The sequence below is a fragment of the Streptomyces sp. NBC_00554 genome, assembly GCF_041431135.1.
GTDB lineage: Bacteria > Actinomycetota > Actinomycetes > Streptomycetales > Streptomycetaceae > Streptomyces.
In genome coordinates this window covers 7,464,377-7,480,252 of record NZ_CP107799.1, presented here as the reverse complement: position 1 = coordinate 7,480,252, position 15,876 = coordinate 7,464,377, and the positions used below count along the sequence as shown (strand labels likewise).

The following is a 15,876-nucleotide window of genomic DNA, read 5'->3' as shown; positions in this document are numbered from 1 at the left end:
CGTTCTGACCTGGGCTTTTGCTTCGATCGAAGGTTCGAGATAGTTTTTGCACTGACCAGTCAGTTCAAAAGAATCGGTTCAAGAGCCGCCGGTGTCGGCCGGCTCGAAGAGGGGGAGCTGTGGGCGAGCACCATGGAGTCGCCGTCAGCGCCGAGGGGTTCGGGCTCAAGGGACCGCGCGGCTGGGCCTTCCGCGGCATCGACATCACCGCGGAGCCCGGCTCGCTGATCGCTGTCGAGGGACCGTCCGGTTCCGGGAGGACCTGCCTGCTGCTCGCGCTCAGTGGGCGGATGAAGCCGAGCGAGGGGCACGCGACCGTCGGTTCCTTCCGGCTGCCCAAGCAGATGTCCGCGGTGCGCCGGATCAGTGCGCCGGCCCATGTCCCGGGCGTCACCGACCTGGACCCGGCTCTGACCGTCGGGGAGCACCTGCTGGAACGGGCGCTGCTGCAACGGCGCTTCGGCGGTTCACTGCGGGGGCTGCTGCGGCCCCGCGGGGACCGGGTGACGGAGGCGAGACTGCGGATCGACACGGCGCTGACGGCCGCCGGGCTCGACCGGGAGACGCTGCCCAAGGGTTCCCGGACGTCCGTACGCGACCTGGAACGCCTGGAGGCGCTGCGGCTGTCCGTCGCGCTGGCTCTCATCGGCCGTCCGCGCCTGCTCGCCGTCGACGACCTCGACCTCAAGCTGCCCGACGCCGAACGGGCCGAGGCGTGGGCCTTGTTGAGGTCTCTCGCCGAGTCCGGGACCACGGTCGTCGCGGTGTGCAGCGAGGCTCCTGAGGACGCCGTCGTCGTGTCCACCAGCCCCAAGCCGGCGCCGGAAACCGCGGCGGAGCAGCAGCACAACGACGAGAACACCGAGAACGACAACAAGGAGACGGCCGATGCGCTCGCCGAAACTGGCCTCGCTTGAGCTCAGGCGCTTCGGCAGGGGCAAGCTCCCGCGCGCCGCGCTGGCCGCGCTCCTGCTGCTGCCCCTGCTCTACGGCGCCCTCTACTTGTGGTCGTTCTGGGACCCGTACGGCCGTCTCGACCGCATCCCCGTGGCGCTCGTGAACGCGGACAAGGGGGCGACCGCCGCGGGCAAGAAGGTCATGGCGGGCGACGACATCACCAAGGGGCTGCGCGACAGCGACACCTTCGAGTGGCACGAGGTGAGCGCGGCGGAGGCCCGGGCGGGCGTCGAGGACGGCACGTACTACCTGTCGCTGACCATGCCGGGCGACTTCAGCGAGCGGATCGCCTCCAGCTCCGGGGAGTCACCGGAGACGGGCGCGCTCCAGGTGCGTACGAACGACGCGAACAACTACATCGTCGGGCAGATCTCCCGGACGGTGTTCAGCGAGGTGCGCACGGCCGCGTCCACGAAGGCCTCCCGGTCGTTCCTCGACAAGATCTACGTCTCCTTCTCGGGCATCCACGGGGAGACCGAGAAGGCCGCTAAGGGCGCCGACAAGCTGGAGAGCGGGATCGGCACGGCGGAGAAGGGGGCCGAGGACCTCGCGGACGGTCTGAAGGACGCCAAGAAGGGCAGCGGGAAGCTCTCCACGGGCCTGAAGAAGCTCAACACGGGCGCAGGTGACCTGGAGGACGGTTCGCAGCAGGTCGCGGACGGCACGCAGACCCTGGCCGACAAGGTCAACGGGGTCGCGGACCAGGTGGGCCCCTTCCTGAAGGACAACGAGAAGTCGATCGGCGACACTGCCCAGCTGGTCGCGGACGCCGCCTCGGGGATCCGCGCCAACCTCGGCACCCTGGTCGAGACGGCCCCGGCCGCCGCCAAGGGCGCCCACACGGCCTCCGCCGCGCTCAACACGGTCTACAAGGCACGCTGCGAGACCCTGCCGGTTCCCGACGCCGCGTGCCCCGACCTGAAGAAGGCCAAGCAGGCGGCCGCGGACGTGGCCACGGTCGCCGACGACGTGAACACCCTGATCGAGGACCAGGACGGCGATCTCGACAAGCTCGACAAGAACCTGGCCGTGCTCCAGAAGCAGGCTCAGGCGCTCGCCGACCGCTCGCCGAACCTCTCCGAGGACCTCGCCGACGCCGTCTCCAGGATCAACGAACTGAACGACGGCGCCGGGAAGGTCGCCGAGGGGGCGAAGACGCTGCACTCGGGGCTCGGTACGGCCAAGACCGGCGCGGCGGACCTCGACACGGGCGTGGGGAAGCTGAAGACGGGCGCGAACGACCTCGACGCAGGCCTGTACAAGCTCGCGGACGGCTCCGGGACGCTCGCCGACGGACTGCACGACGGCGCCGACCAGATCCCCGACTACGACAAGGAGGACCGCGACCAGCGCACCGACGTCATGTCGGACCCGGTTCAGCTCGCCTCGCAGGACCTCCACAAGGCGCCCAACTACGGCACCGGTTTCGCCCCGTACTTCATCCCGCTGTCCCTGTGGGTGGGCGCGATGGTGGCGTACATGCTGATCCAGCCGCTCAACCGGCGCGCACTCGCGGCGGGCGCCTCGGCCTGGCGCATCGCGCTGGCGGGCTGGCTGCCGGTGGCCGCCATAGGCGTGCTGCAGACGGCGGCCCTGATGTCCGTGCTGCACTGGGCGGTCGGCCTGGAGATGGTGCACGCGGCCGGGACGGTGGGCTTCCTGTTCCTGGTGACGGCGTGCTTCGCGGCGATCGTGCAGTGGCTGAACGCACGCTTCGGAGCGGCGGGCCGGATCCTCGTCCTCGCCTTCCTGATGCTCCAGCTGACCTCGGCCGGAGGCACCTACCCCGTCCAGACCAGTCCGGACTTCTTCAACGCGATCCACCCCTTCTTGCCGATGAGTTACGTCGTCGATGCCCTCAGGAGGCTCATTACGGGCGGCGGCCTCGGGCCGGTCTGGCAGGCGTGCGCCGTCCTGGCGGCGTTCACCGCGGGCGCCCTGGCTCTCACCGCCCTGTCCGCGCGCCGCAAGCAGGTGTGGACGCTCGACCGGCTGCACCCGGAGCTGAGCCTGTGACCGCGCACACGACCACTCCTGTGACAATCAGGGTCATGGAAAGCAGCAACACCACGGCAGGCGGCGGCAGCCGCCGCGAGGCGACCCGGCAGAAGCTCTACGAGGCGGCCGTCACCCTGATCGCCGAACAGGGCTTCTCCGCCACCACGGTGGACGAGATCGCCGAGCGCGCCGGGGTCGCGAAGGGCACGGTCTACTACAACTTCGCGAGCAAATCCGTCCTCTTCGAAGAGCTGCTGCGGCACGGCGTCGAGCTCCTCACCGCCTCCCTCCGGGAGGCGGCCGAGAAGACCGACCGGGACGGCGGCAGCAAGGTCGACGCGCTGGACGCGATGATCCGGGCCGGCCTCGTCTTCATCGACCGCTATCCGGCCTTCACGCAGCTCTACGTGGCGGAGCTGTGGCGTACCAACCGGGCCTGGCAGTCCACGCTCATGGTGGTCCGGCAGCAAGCGGTCGCGGTCGTGGAGGGCGTCCTGCGCGACGGTGTGGCGAACGGCGAGCTCAGCGACGAGATCGACATCCCGCTGACAGCTTCCGCGCTGGTCGGCATGGTCCTGGTGGCCGCCCTGGACTGGCAGGCCTTCCAGCCCGAGCGCTCCCTGGACGACGTCCACGCGGCCCTCTCACGGCTGCTCCAGGGGCGTGTGAGCGGCAACCGCTAGCGCACCCCGGGACCGGGCGCCCCCTGCACGCACGAAAGCGCCGGTCCGATGTGGCCGCGTCCCCCGCGGGCCAGTCGAACCGGCGCTTCGCCGTGCTCCCCCGTGCTCCCCCCGATCCCCCGTTGGGCCCCGTCCGGTCATCCCCGGGTCCCCCGTGCCTCGCTCCCGCCGACGAATCGGCGGAAGGAGCGGCCAAGGGCGCGAGAACCGTTCCGCCGCCCCGTGTCGGCGGTACCGGAGCCGCGCCCCTTTCCGTGTCTCCACTCTCCCGTTCGCGCAGGTCGGGCCCATCCGCGCGCGTACTCATCTCACTGGCTAGGTACGAGTACTCAGCCGTACGCACTCATGCCCAGGACGCACCGTTGCCGACTGGTTACGATCGCCCCCGTGTCCGTACTCCCCCTGGTCTTCACCAGCGGCTGGGCCAGCGGCATCAACGCGTACGCGGTGGTGCTGCTCCTCGGCATTTTCGGCGCGACCGGCCTGAGCGACGATGTCCCGGAGTCGCTTCAGCGCCCTGAGATCCTCGTCACAGCCGGCGTGCTTTTCCTCTGTGAGGCGGTCGCCGACAAGATCCCGTACGTGGATTCGGTGTGGGACTCGGTGCACACCGTGATCCGGCCCGTGTCGGGCGCGGTGGTCGCGGCGCTGCTCGCCGGGCAGAGCGGTTCGCTCTCCGATCTGGCGGCCGGGGCCATCGGCGGTTCGACGGCGCTGGCGAGCCACACCGTCAAGGCCGGCACGCGCATGGCGATCAACACCTCGCCGGAGCCGTTCAGCAACTTCCTCATGAGCACCGCCGAGGACCTCGGGGTGGCCGGCATCCTCACCTTCGCGATGTTCCATCCGGAGGCCGCGGCGATCATCGCGGCCGTCCTGCTGCTCGCCGGCCTTGTGGTGCTCTTCTTCCTGGTCTCGCGGATCAGACGGTTCCTGCGCCGCAGGGCCCAGCGCCGGGAGGAGAAACGGCTGGCGGCGCGGGTGGCCGAGCCACCCGGCTGATCCCTTCGCGAAAGGGCCGGGGCGGGACTGTCAGTGGTGGCCGATAAAGTCCCTGGCATGGCACGAATTGCGGTGATGGGCGCCGGGATGGGCGCGATGGCGGCCGCCGCCCGGCTGGCCGTCGCGGGCCACCGGGTGGTGGTGTACGAGCGCACGGCGACGTACGGCGGAGCGGTGCGCCGCTTCGAGCTTGACGGCTTCGCGTTCGACACGGGTCCGGGGCTTCTGGCGCTGCCCGCGGTCTACCGCGATCTGTTCCTCAAGACGGGCAAGGAGCCGCTGGAGGCGTGCGTCGAGCTGGTCCAGGTGGACCCGTCGTCGCGGCACGTCTTCGCGGACGGCACGGACGTCTCCTTGCCGAACGCGTCCCGCGCGGGTGTCGTCACCGCGCTGACCGAGGCACTCGGCGCGGGCGCGGGCGAGCGGTGGGGTGACTTCCTGGTGCGGGCGCGCGAGGCCTGGGACCGCACGCGCAGGCCGCTCCTGGAGGAGCCGCTGTGGCCCAACTGGTCGGTGCTCGCCGAGCGCGAGCCCTACCCCGCGGTGCCTCACAAGCGGCTGCTGCGCACCCGGCGGGCGAGCACCCTCGCCGAGGTCGGCGACTGGGAGCTGCGTGACCCGCGCCTGACGGCCCTCCTGGAGAGCCACGCCCTCGCCTACGGGCTCGACCCGCGCGTCGCCCCGGCGAGCGCCGCGGTACTGCCGTACATGGAGCATGCCTTCGGCACCTGGTATGTCCGTGGCGGCATACGGGAGTTGGCGCGTGCGGTGTACGAGCGGTGTGTCGCTCGGAAGGTCGAGTTCGTCTTCGGTGCCGAGGTCACGGGGATCGTCGAGAAGGACGGCCGGGCCGCGGGAGTCGAGCTGCGGGACGGGACCGTCGCCGAGGCGGACATGGTCGTCGGCACGGGGCCCTGGCGGCTGAGCGGCATGAGCCGTCCCGAGCTGTACGTGGGGGACGACGTGGAGCCGAACCCGGAGGCCCTCTTCTCCGGCAAGGTCGTGGTCTGCCTCGCGCTGCGCGGCGCGCGTGAGGCGGGCGCCGCGCACCGCACGGTCGTCCACACCGCCGACCGGGAGGCGGAACTCGACCTCTTCGGACTCGGTACACCGCCCGAGCGGCCGACCGTGTGGGTCGAGCGGCCGGACGACCCGCGGCTGCGCCCCGACGACGCGCACGAGTCCGTGGTGCTCACGGCGACGGTGCCGTCCCAGGCCCATCACGACTGGACGGCGGCAGGAGCGGCGGACGCCTTCGCGGACCGCATGGTCGCCGCCGCCGAGCGGGCCGTTCCCGGGCTGGGTGAACGGGTGCTGTGGCGTGAGGTGCGCACTCCCGTGCACACGGAGGAGGAGACGGGCGCCCAGGGCGGCGGCATACCGGCGCCTTCAATGGCGGGCGCGGCCGGGACCCTGCTGCATCCCGCGAACGGCACCCGCCTGCCTGGCCTGTTCGCGGCCGGCGGCTGGGCCCACCCCGGCGGCGGCCTGCCGCACGCGGGAATGTCGGGCGCGCTGGTGGCCGGACTGATCGTGGAAGGACCGGAGTTCCGGGGCTCGCGGTGACCCCGGTGCGCTGAACGAGAGGAGGCCCGCGCAAGGTCAGGTGCGGGCCGTCACTCAGTACCGGTACTGCTGCTCGTCGTACCCGGTGGCGTTGCCGTTACCGTTGCCGTTCTCCTGGTACGGGTACGGCTGCTCCGGCGGGAGTTCGCCGCCGTACTCGTCGGTGCGCTGCTGCGGCACCCAGACGCCGCCGGGCGGGGTGGTGTCGCCGCCGTAGTTGCCGGTGGCGTACTGGTCCTGTCCGTAGGCCTGCTGCGTGTACTGCTGCTGCTCGCCGCCACCGTAGGTGGTGTTGTCGTACGAGGCACCGCTGTACGTCTGCGTGCCGATGTACGGGTCGGAGTAGGCGGCGTACTGCTGCTGGCCGTTGTCGTAGCCGTACTGCTGCTGGTCGTAGCCGGAGTAGCCGTCGTACGCGTAAGCCTGCTGGTCCTGGGCCTGGGCGGCGGTCGCGTAGGACTGGTCGGTGGTGGCCTCGTAGGACTGGTCGGCCGCTGCCGCGTACGCGTTGGCGTCGTAGATGCCGTACGAGCCGGTGTCGTCGGGCAGGGGCTGCGGCTCGTACACGGCGGTGGTCTCGGCGGCGGCGGGCCGGCCCGAGCCGGGCTGCATGAATCGGTCGGACTGCGCGGGTGAGAAGACGTTGTCCTCGCCGGCGTACTCGTCGTCCTGGGGATTCACCATGCCGTCGGTCGCTTCGAGGCCGGAGACCTCCAGCGACGGATCCTGGTGCTCGGGCTCACCGCGGCGGCGCTTGCTCTTGATCTTGTCGGTGCCCTGACGGTTGCCGACGGCCCAGCCGGCCGCGAACCCGCGGCGGAACGACAGCGTGACGTACGTCTGGCCGACCGCGAAGGCCGCCGCGCCCAGGCCGATGACCACCACGGAGGGAATCAGCACGCCGAGGACCACGCCGAGGAAGCCGGCGAAGGCGAGCAGCCGGTAGCGCAACCGCGCCTTGTACTGCAGCAGGACCTCGCCCAGCAGCCACAGCGCGACGACGCCGAACGCGATATAGAGGACCGTCCAGCCCATGTACGCCCCTCTCCCAGTGGCCGCTACGCAGTGTGTCGTACGTGGGTGCGACCGGTCTAGGCCTGCTGTGGGTGGTGCAGACCCAGATTGTCGTAGATTTCCAGCGTCGCCGTGGAGTTGTTGAGCGTAATGAAGTGCAGTCCGGGGACTCCCTCGGCCAGCAGCCTCGCGCAGAACTCCGTGGCGAACTCGATGCCAATGGAGCGTACAGCCGCTGCATCGGCTTTGGCTGTGAGGATTCGCTCTTTCAGGACGTCCGGGAATGAGGCGTTGCTGAGCTTCGGAAGCCTCTCCAGCATCTTCACACTCGTGACCGGCATGACCTCGGGAATCACCGGAGTCTCACAGCCGGCCGCGGCGACGCGGTCGCGCAGGCGGAGATACGACTCGGGGTGGAAGAACATCTGTGTGATCGCGTAGTCGGCGCCGGCGCGGCACTTGTCGACGAAGTGTTCGACGTCGAGGTCCCAGGCCTCGGAGCGCGGGTGCATCTCGGGGAAGGCCGCGACACCGACGCAGAAGTCGCCGGACTCCTTGATGAGACGGACGAGTTCAGCCGCGTAGGTCAGGCCCTTGGGGTGCGGCACCCAGTCGCCCATCGGGTCGCCGGGCGGGTCGCCGCGGACGGCGAGGATGTTGCGGATCCCGGCGTCCGCGTACTGGCCGATGATGTTGCGCAGTTCCGCGATGGAGTGATTGACCGCGGTGAGGTGGGCGACCGGGGTGAGCGTCGTGTCGACGACGATCTGCTGGGTCTCCTTGACCGTGCCCGCACGGGTGGATCCGCCTGCTCCGTACGTCACGGAGACGAAGTCCGGCGCGACCGCCTCGACCCGGCGCAACGCGTTCCACAGGTTCCGCTCACCCTTGGGGGTCTTCGGCGCGGAGAACTCGAACGAGTACGTCTTGTTGCCGGTCGCGAGCATGTCGCGCACGGTTCGTGCGCGGTCAGTCCTGGTGGAAGCAGATCCGAGGGCCATACCCGCAGGTTAGCCAGGGGGATCGGGTCCCCCAACCGAACGACCGAGAATTGTCCGATTTGTCGACTTCTTGTCCACCCCTCGGACAGCTTCCGGACAGCTTTTCAGGCCATCGGGCCGCTACTCGGGCAGCTACTCGGACAGCTCTACGCCGCGCAGCCGCTTGGCGAACTCTCCCGCCGCCGCTCCCGGGTCGTCCGCCTCCGTGATCGCCCGTACGACGACGACGCGGCGGGCGCCCGCCTCCAGCACCTCGTCGAGGTTGCCGAGGTCGATGCCGCCGATGGCGAACCAGGGGCGGTCGGTGCCCAGCGAGGCCGTGTACCGGACCAGGTCGAGGCCGGGTGCGTGGCGGCCCGGCTTGGTGGGGGTGGGCCAGCAGGGGCCGGTGCAGAAGTAGTCCACGCCCTCCTGGACGGCGGCCGCTGCGGCCTCGGACTCGGCGTGCGTGGAGCGGCCCAGGAGGACCTGGTCGCCGAGGATGGCGCGGGCCGCGGGAACCGGGAGGTCGCCCTGGCCCAGATGGAGCACGTCGGCACCGATCGCGTGGGCGACATCCGCCCGGTCGTTGACCGCGAGGAGCTTGCCGTGGCGTGCGCAGGCGTCCGCGAAGACCTGGAGGTGTTCCAGTTCCTCGGCCGCCTCCATGCCCTTGTCGCGCAGCTGCACGATGTCGACGCCGCCCTCCAGGACCACGTCCAGGAAATCGGCGAGGTCACCCTGGCGCTTGCGGGCGTCCGTGCACAGGTACACGCGGGCGTCGGCGAGCTGGGCGCGTGCGGCCGCGGCGGCGTTGTCGGGCATGGGTGTGTCCCCCATTGTCGGTGCGTGGGGACCACGGCGGCCGGGGTGGTCCGTGGCCGCCGTGGTCCGGACGTCGGACGGTCTGTTCAGGTCAGACGGCGAGCGCCTGGGCGCGACGCTTCACCTCCGTGCCGCGATTCTCGCTGAGAGCCTGCGCGGGGGTACCGGGCAGGCTCGGGTCGGGGGTGAAGAGCCACTCGAGCATCTCTTCGTCGGAGAAACCGTCGTCCCTCAGGAGCGTCAGGGTGCCTGTCAGGCCCTTGACCACCTTGTCCCCGTCGATGAAGGCGGCAGGGACGTGCAGCGCGCGGTTCTCACCACGGCGTACGGCGATCACCTGGCCCTCCTTGACCAGCTGCCGGACTCGGGTCACCTCGACGCCGAACTGCTCGGCGATGTCGGGGAGGGTGAGCCAGGCGGGTACGAGAGCATCGATCTTTGCGTCAATCTCGGTCACGGGACAAGCCTGCCATCCCGGACTGACACTCGGTACCCGAGTCCCGCCCCGACAGGGCGCAAAACACCCAAAACCGATCAGGACCGCTGATGGCCGCCCCCTCGGCGGCGAATCCGTTCCGCCTACGCCGTCGCCGTCTTCAGCGGTCGCGCCGGGTCCGACAGCAGCTCCGGGTTCATCAGGGTGCCCGCCTCGATGAGTTTGCGGCCCTGCGCCAGATCCCTGGGGCGGCCGACCGCCAGGAGGGCGACCAGGCGGCCGTCGTGGAGCCAGCAGACCGTCCAGGCGGCGCCGGACGGGTCGCCGCGCCAGACGGTGGTGTCGGCGGGGGCGTGGTGGCCGACGTACTGGACGAAGCGTCCGAACTGCTCGGACCAGAAGTACGGGACGGGGTCGTACGCGACGGGGGATTCGCCGATGATGTTCGCCGCCACCGTGCGCGGGCCCTGGAGGGCGTTGTCCCAGTGGTGGACCAGAAGGCGGTCCTCGTACCGGCCCGAAGGGAAGGAAGCGCAGTCGCCGACCGCGTAGACGTCCGGAGCGGAGGTGCGCAGATGGTCGTCGGCCACGACCTCGCGGTGGGCGCCGAGCTCGATGCCCGAGCCGCTGAGCCAGGCGGTGGCGGGGCGCGCGCCGATGCCGACGACCACGGCGTCCGCGGGCACCCGGGAGCCGTCGTCCAGGACCACCGCGCCGGGCTCGATGCGCTCCACGCGCGCGTGCGTGCGCAATTCGGCCCCGCTGTCCGCGTACCAGGCGGCCATCGGCTCGGCGACCTCGGCGGGCAACGCCCCGGCGAGCGGCCGGTCGGCGGCCTCGACGACGGTCACCACGCACCCCGCGTCACGCGCCGCCGTGGCGAACTCTGCGCCGATCCAGCCCGCCCCGACCACCACGATGTCGTGCTGCTGGGCGAGCACCGGACGCAGCCGCTCGGCGTCGTCCAGGGTGCGCAGCAGATGGACCCCGGGGACGCCCTCCGCGCCCGGCAGCCGGATCGGTTCGGCGCCGGTCGCGACGACCAGGACGTCGTAGGGCACCGGGCCCGTGGCGGTGTCCAGCTCATGGTCCTCGGGGCGGACGCCGAGCGCCTCGCGGCCGAGCTGCAGTTCGATGCCCAGTGCCTCGAAGTCGATGTCGAAGGCGGAGCCCTCGGCCTTGCCGAGCAGCACGGCCTTGGACAGCGGTGGCCGGTCGTACGGCTGGTGCGGTTCCGCCCCGATCAGCGTCACACCGCCGTCGAAGCCCTGTTCTCGCAGGGCGACCGCGGTCTGCACGCCCGCCATGCCGGCGCCCACGACGACGACCTGCCGTACCGTCCGTTCCTGAACCCGCGTCTTCTCGGTCACCTGATCACCATAGACAGCTGACGATTTGTCAGTCAGCGGGCGTGCTCAGTGACCTGTTCCACATCGCCCGTCCTGACCTGCGCCGCTCGTCCCGGCCTCGTCCACGTCGCTCGGCCCGACCTCTTCCACGACGCTCGTCCCACTGCCTCGCTGCGACTCCCACTCCCAGGTCTCCTCCAGCCGCACGCGCCCGTCGGGCAGCTCCGCCACGCGGGACACGCAATGCCCCGAGGAGGTGCTGCCGTCGCGCTTCAACTGCACGTACCGGAAGTCGAGACGGTCACCCTCGCGGGTACCCAGGAGATGCCCGCGTACGACATCGCCGCCCGCGTAGTCGGCCCAGATCTCGCCGTTCCGCTCGTGGTAGGTGAACCGGGTGCGGGTACCCACCTGACCTGGTGCCTGGTCGGCAACCGGGGACAGGACGAGGCCGTCGAGCGAACGGGCCATGGACGCGGGCTCCCTTACTGAGACATACCGCAGCGGGCTAGGCTGGCCAACGTAAAGCACTCGCGGGAGTCCGGACGCACCGGGCTGAGAGGGAGGCTGGGACGGCCTCCGACCGTACGAACCTGATCCGGGTCATGCCGGCGAAGGGAGGGGCTGGACGCCCATGTCGCGTACACCGTCAGACACATCCCAGACATCAGACGCATCTCTCGCATCTCTTGCATTCCAGTCTTCGGGCACCTCGGACGTCCTTGTCATCGGGGGCGGAATCATCGGTCTTGTGACGGCCTGGCGGGCCGCGCAGCGCGGGTTCACTACCGCGCTCCTGGACCCCGAGCCCGGCGGTGGCGCCGCGCAGGTCGCGGCCGGAATGCTCGCCGCCGTCACGGAACTGCACTACGGCGAGCAGACCCTGCTGGGCCTCAACCTCGCCTCCGCGGACCGCTACCCGGACTTCGTCGCCGAGCTCACCGAGGCGACGGGCCAGGACCTCGGCTACCGCCGGTGCGGCACCCTGGCCGTCGCACTCGACGCCGACGACCGCGCCCACCTGCGTGAACTGCACGCCCTGCAACGTCAGTCGGGGCTCGACTCGGAGTGGCTCAGCGGGCGTGAGTGCCGCCGCCTCGAACCGATGCTCGCGCCCGGCGTACGCGGCGGACTGCGGGTCGACGGCGACCACCAGGTCGATCCGCGCCGGCTCGCCAAGGCCCTGGTCACGGCGTGCGAGCGGGCCGGAGTGGTGTTCCACCGGACGTGGGCCGAGCGCCTGACCGTCGTACGGGACCGGGCCGCCGGAGTCGTCACCGCCGACGGCACGGAGCTGTCGGCGGAGCAGGTGGTCCTCGCCGCGGGCAGCCTCAGCGGGCGCCTCGCGGGCGTTCCCGAAGCCGTACTGCCACCCGTGCGCCCGGTGAAGGGGCAGGTGCTGCGGCTGACCGTGCCGAAGCCGTACGCGCCCTTCCTGAGCCGGACCGTGCGTGCCGTCGTCCGCGGCAGCCATGTCTATCTCGTGCCGCGTGAGAACGGCGAGCTCGTCGTGGGCGCGACCAACGAGGAGCTGGGCTGGGACACGACGGTGACCGCGGGCGGCGTGTACGAGCTGCTGCGCGACGCCCATGAGCTGGTCCCCGGGATCACCGAGCTGCCGCTCACCGAGACGCGCGCCGGACTGCGCCCCGGCTCGCCGGACAACGCGCCGCTGCTCGGCCCCACCGAACTCGACGGGCTCCTGCTGGCGACCGGGCACTACCGCAACGGCGTCCTGCTGACCCCCGTCACCGGTGACGCGCTGGCGCATGCCCTGGCCACCGGCGAACTCCCGGAAGTGGCACGCCCCTTCACCCCCAAGCGCTTCAGCCCGGCCCTCACGGAGCAGCCCGCATGAACCTCCTCGTCAGCGTCTTCGTCAACGGAGAGCGGCAGCGGATCGCCGCGGGAACCGCTCTCGACACGCTCGTCGCGGCGCTCACCCCGGCCCCGTCCGGCGTCGCCGCCGCGCTCAACGAAACCGTCGTCCCGCGCGGGCAGTGGTCGTCCACCTCCCTCTCCGAGGGAGACCGCGTCGAAGTCCTCACCGCCGTCCAAGGAGGCTGACCCATGGCCGACGATCCCTTTGTCCTCGGTGGTACATCCTTCTCGTCCCGTCTGATCATGGGTACGGGGGGTGCGCCCAGCCTCGACGTCCTGGAGCGCTCGCTCGTCGCCTCCGGCACGGAGCTGACGACGGTCGCGATGCGGCGCGTAAACGCTTCCGTGCACGGTTCGGTGCTGTCCGTGCTCGACCGGCTCGGCATCCGGGTGCTGCCGAACACGGCGGGGTGCTTCACCGCCGGGGAGGCCGTACTGACCGCCCGTCTCGCGCGGGAGGCTCTCGGCACCGACGTGATCAAGCTGGAGGTCATCGCCGACGAGCGCACCCTGCTGCCCGATCCGATCGAACTGCTCGACGCGGCGGAGACGCTGGTGGACGACGGGTTCACCGTGCTGCCTTACACGAACGACGACCCGGTTCTCGCGCGGAAGCTGGAAGACGTCGGCTGCGCCGCGATCATGCCGTTGGGCTCGCCCATCGGATCCGGGCTCGGGATCCGCAATCCGCACAACTTCCAGCTGATCGTGGAGCACGCGCGCGTGCCGGTCATTCTGGACGCGGGGGCCGGTACGGCGTCCGATGCCGCGCTCGCGATGGAGCTGGGGTGTGCGGGTGTGATGCTCGCCTCGGCCGTGACCCGGGCGCAGGAGCCCGTGCTCATGGCCGAGGGCATGCGGCATGCGGTGGAGGCGGGGCGGCTCGCCTATCGCGCGGGGCGGATTCCTCGGCGGTACCTCGCCGAGGCGTCGTCTCCTGCGGAGGGGCTGGCTCGGCTGGATCCGGAGCGGCCTGCCTTCTGACTGCCGTCCGTGGTTGCTGCCTCAGGACTTCCCCGCCCGCGCACCGCCCGTTTCCAGTCCGTTGGAAGGTGCGGGTCTCCTGTGGGGGTCCCGCGCCGTCGGCGGCTGCCGCGTGGTTCTCCGTCCTGCGACGTGCGTCACAGGTCGGCTTCAGTACAGCCCCGGTATCGGCTGAACGGGTGGGGGCTGACAGTGGCGGCTCGTACACTCACCTGCGTGGATACGACCCTTCAGGACCCGCTTGTCGGGCAGCTGCTCGACGGCCGCTATCGCGTCGACGCGCGGATCGCGGTCGGCGGGATGGCCACGGTCTACCGGGCCCTGGACACCCGCCTCGACCGCGTGCTCGCCCTCAAGGTGATGCACCCGGCGCTGGCCGCCGACGGCTCGTTCGTGGAGCGGTTCATCCGCGAGGCCAAGTCGGTGGCCCGGCTCGCACACCCCAATGTGGTGCAGGTCTTCGACCAGGGGACGGACGGGTCGTACGTCTATCTGGCCATGGAGTACGTCGCCGGGTGCACCCTGCGTGACGTGCTGCGCGAGCGCGGAGCCCTCCAGCCGAGGGCCGCGCTGGACATCCTGGAGCCGGTGCTCGCCGCGCTCGGCGCCGCGCACCGCGCCGGCTTCGTGCACCGCGACATGAAGCCGGAGAACGTCCTCATAGGGGATGACGGCCGGGTCAAGGTGGCGGACTTCGGGCTCGTACGGGCCGTGGACACCGTCACGAACACGACGGGAGCCGTCCTCGGCACCGTTTCGTATCTCGCCCCCGAGCAGATCGAGCACGGCACCGCCGACGCCCGCGTCGACGTGTATGCCTGCGGAATCGTCCTCTACGAGATGCTGACCGGCGACAAGCCGCACTCCGGGGACTCCCCCGCCCAGGTGTTCTACCAGCACCTCCACGCGGACGTACCGCCGCCGTCGGCCGCCGTGCCGGGGCTGGCGTACCAGCTCGACGAGCTGGTCACCTCCGCGACCGCGCGCAACCCCGCAGTGCGCCCGCACGACGCGGTGGCGCTGCTGGGACAGGTCCTCGAGGCGCGGGCAGGGCTCAGCGCCGAGCAGCTCGACGCCGTACCGCCGCAGGCACTCGCCACGGGGCACCACAACGCCGAGGACCGTACGAGTGTGATCCCGCGCTCGCTGTCCGTGCCGCGCCCGCTGCCGGTGAACGAGCCCGCCGAGTACGCCGATGCCGCCGTGCTCAACCCGACCAGCCGGTTCGAGCGGACCAGCCAGTTCGCGTCCGAGCCGGGCCCGCCCTCGCGACGTGCCCCGGGCGGCTCCCGGCGCGGAATGCTCGCGATCGTCACGGCGCTCCTGCTGGTGCTCGGTGTCGGCGCGGGCGTCTGGTACATCAACTCCGGCCAGTTCACCAAGGTCCCGGCGGTCCTGGCGGTCACCGAGGCGGAGGCCAAGGACCGGCTGGCGGACGCCGGGCTCGACACCGGGCAGGTCGAGCACGCGTACAGCGACACCGTGGAGCGCGGCACCGTCATCAGCAGCGACCCGGACGTCGGCGCCAAGATCCGTGACAACGACTCGGTGAACCTGACCATCTCCGACGGCCCGGAGACGGTGAAGGTGCCCGACCTCCAGGGCTCCACTCTGGCGAAGGCGAAGGCCGCGCTGGAGGACGGCGGCCTGGCGGCGGGCCTGGTCACCCGGGAGTTCAGCGACGACGTGCCCAACGGCTCTGTGATCGGTACGGACCCGGAGGCGGGCACCGAGCGCCACGCGGGCTCGGCCATCGCGATCACCGTCAGCAAGGGCAGCCCGGTGGAGGTGGCCGACGTCACGGGAGCGTCGGTCGAGGACGCCACCGCCGAGCTGGAGGAGGCGGGTCTGAAGGTGAAGATCGCCTCCGCGCAGGTCAATTCGGAGTTCGACAAGGGTCTGGTCGCCGAGCAGTCCCCCGGCGCGGGCAATGAGGCCGCCGAGGGCGACACCGTGACGCTGACGATCTCCAAGGGTCCCGAGATGGTCGAGGTCCCGGACGTCGTGGGCGACAGCGTGGACGACGCGAAGCAGACGCTGGAGGACGCCGGGTTCCAGGTCGACGAGGACCGCGGCCTGCTCAACCTCTTCGGGAACACGGTCAAGAGCCAGTCGGTGGACGGCGGTGACACGGCGCCCAAGGGGTCGACGATCACCATCGAGATCGACTGAGCCGCAGCAAGCCGACCACCAATGACCAC

Annotated in this window: 15 protein-coding genes and 1 riboswitch; of the genes, 9 read left to right on the top strand and 6 right to left on the bottom strand. The window is 70.9% G+C overall.

All coding sequences use genetic code 11. The features are described 5' to 3' along the window. Window positions 1–119 precede the first annotated feature (119 nt). The 5 genes from OG266_RS32950 to OG266_RS32930 all read left to right on the top strand — a co-directional run bounded on the left by OG266_RS32950 (window position 120) and on the right by OG266_RS32930 (window position 6,206). Window positions 120–917 (top strand): ATP-binding cassette domain-containing protein, encoded by a 798-nt coding sequence (locus tag OG266_RS32950; RefSeq protein ID WP_371550148.1) that lies wholly within the window; start codon window positions 120–122, stop codon window positions 915–917. Next, a complete protein-coding gene (locus OG266_RS32945) occupies window positions 889–2,973 on the top strand; it encodes a YhgE/Pip family protein (RefSeq protein WP_371550146.1) in 2,085 nt (694 codons plus the stop codon). The genes OG266_RS32950 and OG266_RS32945 overlap by 29 nt, the downstream gene beginning before the upstream one ends. Window positions 2,974–3,008: 35 nt before the next feature. Further along, the gene (locus tag OG266_RS32940; protein ID WP_329548139.1) at window positions 3,009–3,638 is read left to right on the top strand and encodes a TetR/AcrR family transcriptional regulator; all 630 of its coding nucleotides are present in this window, start codon (window positions 3,009–3,011) and stop codon (window positions 3,636–3,638) included. A 387-nt stretch (window positions 3,639–4,025) separates the two neighbouring features. After that, a complete protein-coding gene (locus OG266_RS32935) occupies window positions 4,026–4,640 on the top strand; it encodes a DUF4126 domain-containing protein (protein WP_371550143.1) in 615 nt (204 codons plus the stop codon). A gap of 57 nt (window positions 4,641–4,697) precedes the next feature. Next, window positions 4,698–6,206 carry a phytoene desaturase family protein gene (locus OG266_RS32930; protein ID WP_371550141.1) on the top strand — a complete coding sequence of 503 codons (1,509 nt, stop codon included), beginning with the start codon at window positions 4,698–4,700 and terminating at the stop codon, window positions 6,204–6,206. Window positions 6,207–6,260: 54 nt separating this feature from the next. Here OG266_RS32930 and OG266_RS32925 read toward each other — a convergent pair whose 3' ends face one another. From OG266_RS32925 to OG266_RS32900, 6 genes are all read right to left on the bottom strand, one after another. Then, a complete protein-coding gene (locus OG266_RS32925) occupies window positions 6,261–7,241 on the bottom strand; it encodes a hypothetical protein (protein ID WP_329548137.1) in 981 nt (326 codons plus the stop codon). A 56-nt stretch (window positions 7,242–7,297) separates the two neighbouring features. Next, complete coding sequence (gene metF / locus OG266_RS32920) at window positions 7,298–8,221, bottom strand: methylenetetrahydrofolate reductase [NAD(P)H] (RefSeq protein WP_266465211.1); 924 nt, start codon at window positions 8,219–8,221, stop codon at window positions 7,298–7,300. A 132-nt stretch (window positions 8,222–8,353) separates the two neighbouring features. Beyond that, window positions 8,354–9,025: a thiamine phosphate synthase gene (gene thiE / locus OG266_RS32915; protein WP_371550138.1), complete on the bottom strand. Its 672-nt coding sequence runs from the start codon at window positions 9,023–9,025 to the stop codon at window positions 8,354–8,356. 91 nt (window positions 9,026–9,116) lie between these two features. Continuing rightward, complete coding sequence (locus OG266_RS32910; protein WP_266465206.1) at window positions 9,117–9,482, bottom strand: Rv2175c family DNA-binding protein; 366 nt, start codon at window positions 9,480–9,482, stop codon at window positions 9,117–9,119. 122 nt (window positions 9,483–9,604) lie between these two features. Further along, on the bottom strand, window positions 9,605–10,768 hold the full coding sequence (locus OG266_RS32905) for an NAD(P)/FAD-dependent oxidoreductase (protein WP_371553044.1): 1,164 nt from the start codon (window positions 10,766–10,768) through the stop codon (window positions 9,605–9,607). Window positions 10,769–10,876: 108 nt separating this feature from the next. Continuing rightward, a complete protein-coding gene (locus OG266_RS32900) occupies window positions 10,877–11,281 on the bottom strand; it encodes a hypothetical protein (protein WP_371550136.1) in 405 nt (134 codons plus the stop codon). A 52-nt stretch (window positions 11,282–11,333) separates the two neighbouring features. Beyond that, window positions 11,334–11,447, top strand: a riboswitch (TPP riboswitch). On the opposite strand from OG266_RS32900, the gene thiO reads away from it, so the two are divergent. The 4 genes from thiO (at window position 11,445) to pknB (ending at window position 15,847) form a co-directional block, all read left to right on the top strand. Beyond that, window positions 11,445–12,668 carry a glycine oxidase ThiO gene (thiO, locus tag OG266_RS32895; RefSeq protein ID WP_371550134.1) on the top strand — a complete coding sequence of 408 codons (1,224 nt, stop codon included), beginning with the start codon at window positions 11,445–11,447 and terminating at the stop codon, window positions 12,666–12,668. Its footprint overlaps the riboswitch before it by 3 nt. Next, a complete protein-coding gene (gene thiS / locus OG266_RS32890) occupies window positions 12,665–12,877 on the top strand; it encodes a sulfur carrier protein ThiS (protein WP_329548132.1) in 213 nt (70 codons plus the stop codon). Before thiO ends, thiS begins: the two co-directional genes overlap by 4 nt. A gap of 3 nt (window positions 12,878–12,880) precedes the next feature. Continuing rightward, a complete protein-coding gene (locus OG266_RS32885; protein WP_326723697.1) occupies window positions 12,881–13,675 on the top strand; it encodes a thiazole synthase in 795 nt (264 codons plus the stop codon). A gap of 216 nt (window positions 13,676–13,891) precedes the next feature. After that, window positions 13,892–15,847 (top strand): Stk1 family PASTA domain-containing Ser/Thr kinase, encoded by a 1,956-nt coding sequence (gene pknB, locus OG266_RS32880; RefSeq protein WP_266465197.1) that lies wholly within the window; start codon window positions 13,892–13,894, stop codon window positions 15,845–15,847. Window positions 15,848–15,876: the final 29 nt, after the last annotated feature.

Coding starts and splice junctions, on each gene's coding strand:
- OG266_RS32885 (WP_326723697.1), top strand. CDS start 12,881: ATGGCCGACGATCCCTTTGTCCTCGGTGGTACATCCTTCTCGTCCCGT.
- thiO (WP_371550134.1), top strand. CDS start 11,445: ATGTCGCGTACACCGTCAGACACATCCCAGACATCAGACGCATCTCTC.
- metF (WP_266465211.1), bottom strand. CDS start 8,221: ATGGCCCTCGGATCTGCTTCCACCAGGACTGACCGCGCACGAACCGTG.
- thiE (WP_371550138.1), bottom strand. CDS start 9,025: ATGCCCGACAACGCCGCCGCGGCCGCACGCGCCCAGCTCGCCGACGCC.
- OG266_RS32930 (WP_371550141.1), top strand. CDS start 4,698: ATGGCACGAATTGCGGTGATGGGCGCCGGGATGGGCGCGATGGCGGCC.
- OG266_RS32925 (WP_329548137.1), bottom strand. CDS start 7,241: ATGGGCTGGACGGTCCTCTATATCGCGTTCGGCGTCGTCGCGCTGTGG.
- thiS (WP_329548132.1), top strand. CDS start 12,665: ATGAACCTCCTCGTCAGCGTCTTCGTCAACGGAGAGCGGCAGCGGATC.
- OG266_RS32900 (WP_371550136.1), bottom strand. CDS start 11,281: ATGGCCCGTTCGCTCGACGGCCTCGTCCTGTCCCCGGTTGCCGACCAG.
- OG266_RS32940 (WP_329548139.1), top strand. CDS start 3,009: ATGGAAAGCAGCAACACCACGGCAGGCGGCGGCAGCCGCCGCGAGGCG.
- OG266_RS32945 (WP_371550146.1), top strand. CDS start 889: ATGCGCTCGCCGAAACTGGCCTCGCTTGAGCTCAGGCGCTTCGGCAGG.
- OG266_RS32905 (WP_371553044.1), bottom strand. CDS start 10,768: ATGGCGGGCGTGCAGACCGCGGTCGCCCTGCGAGAACAGGGCTTCGAC.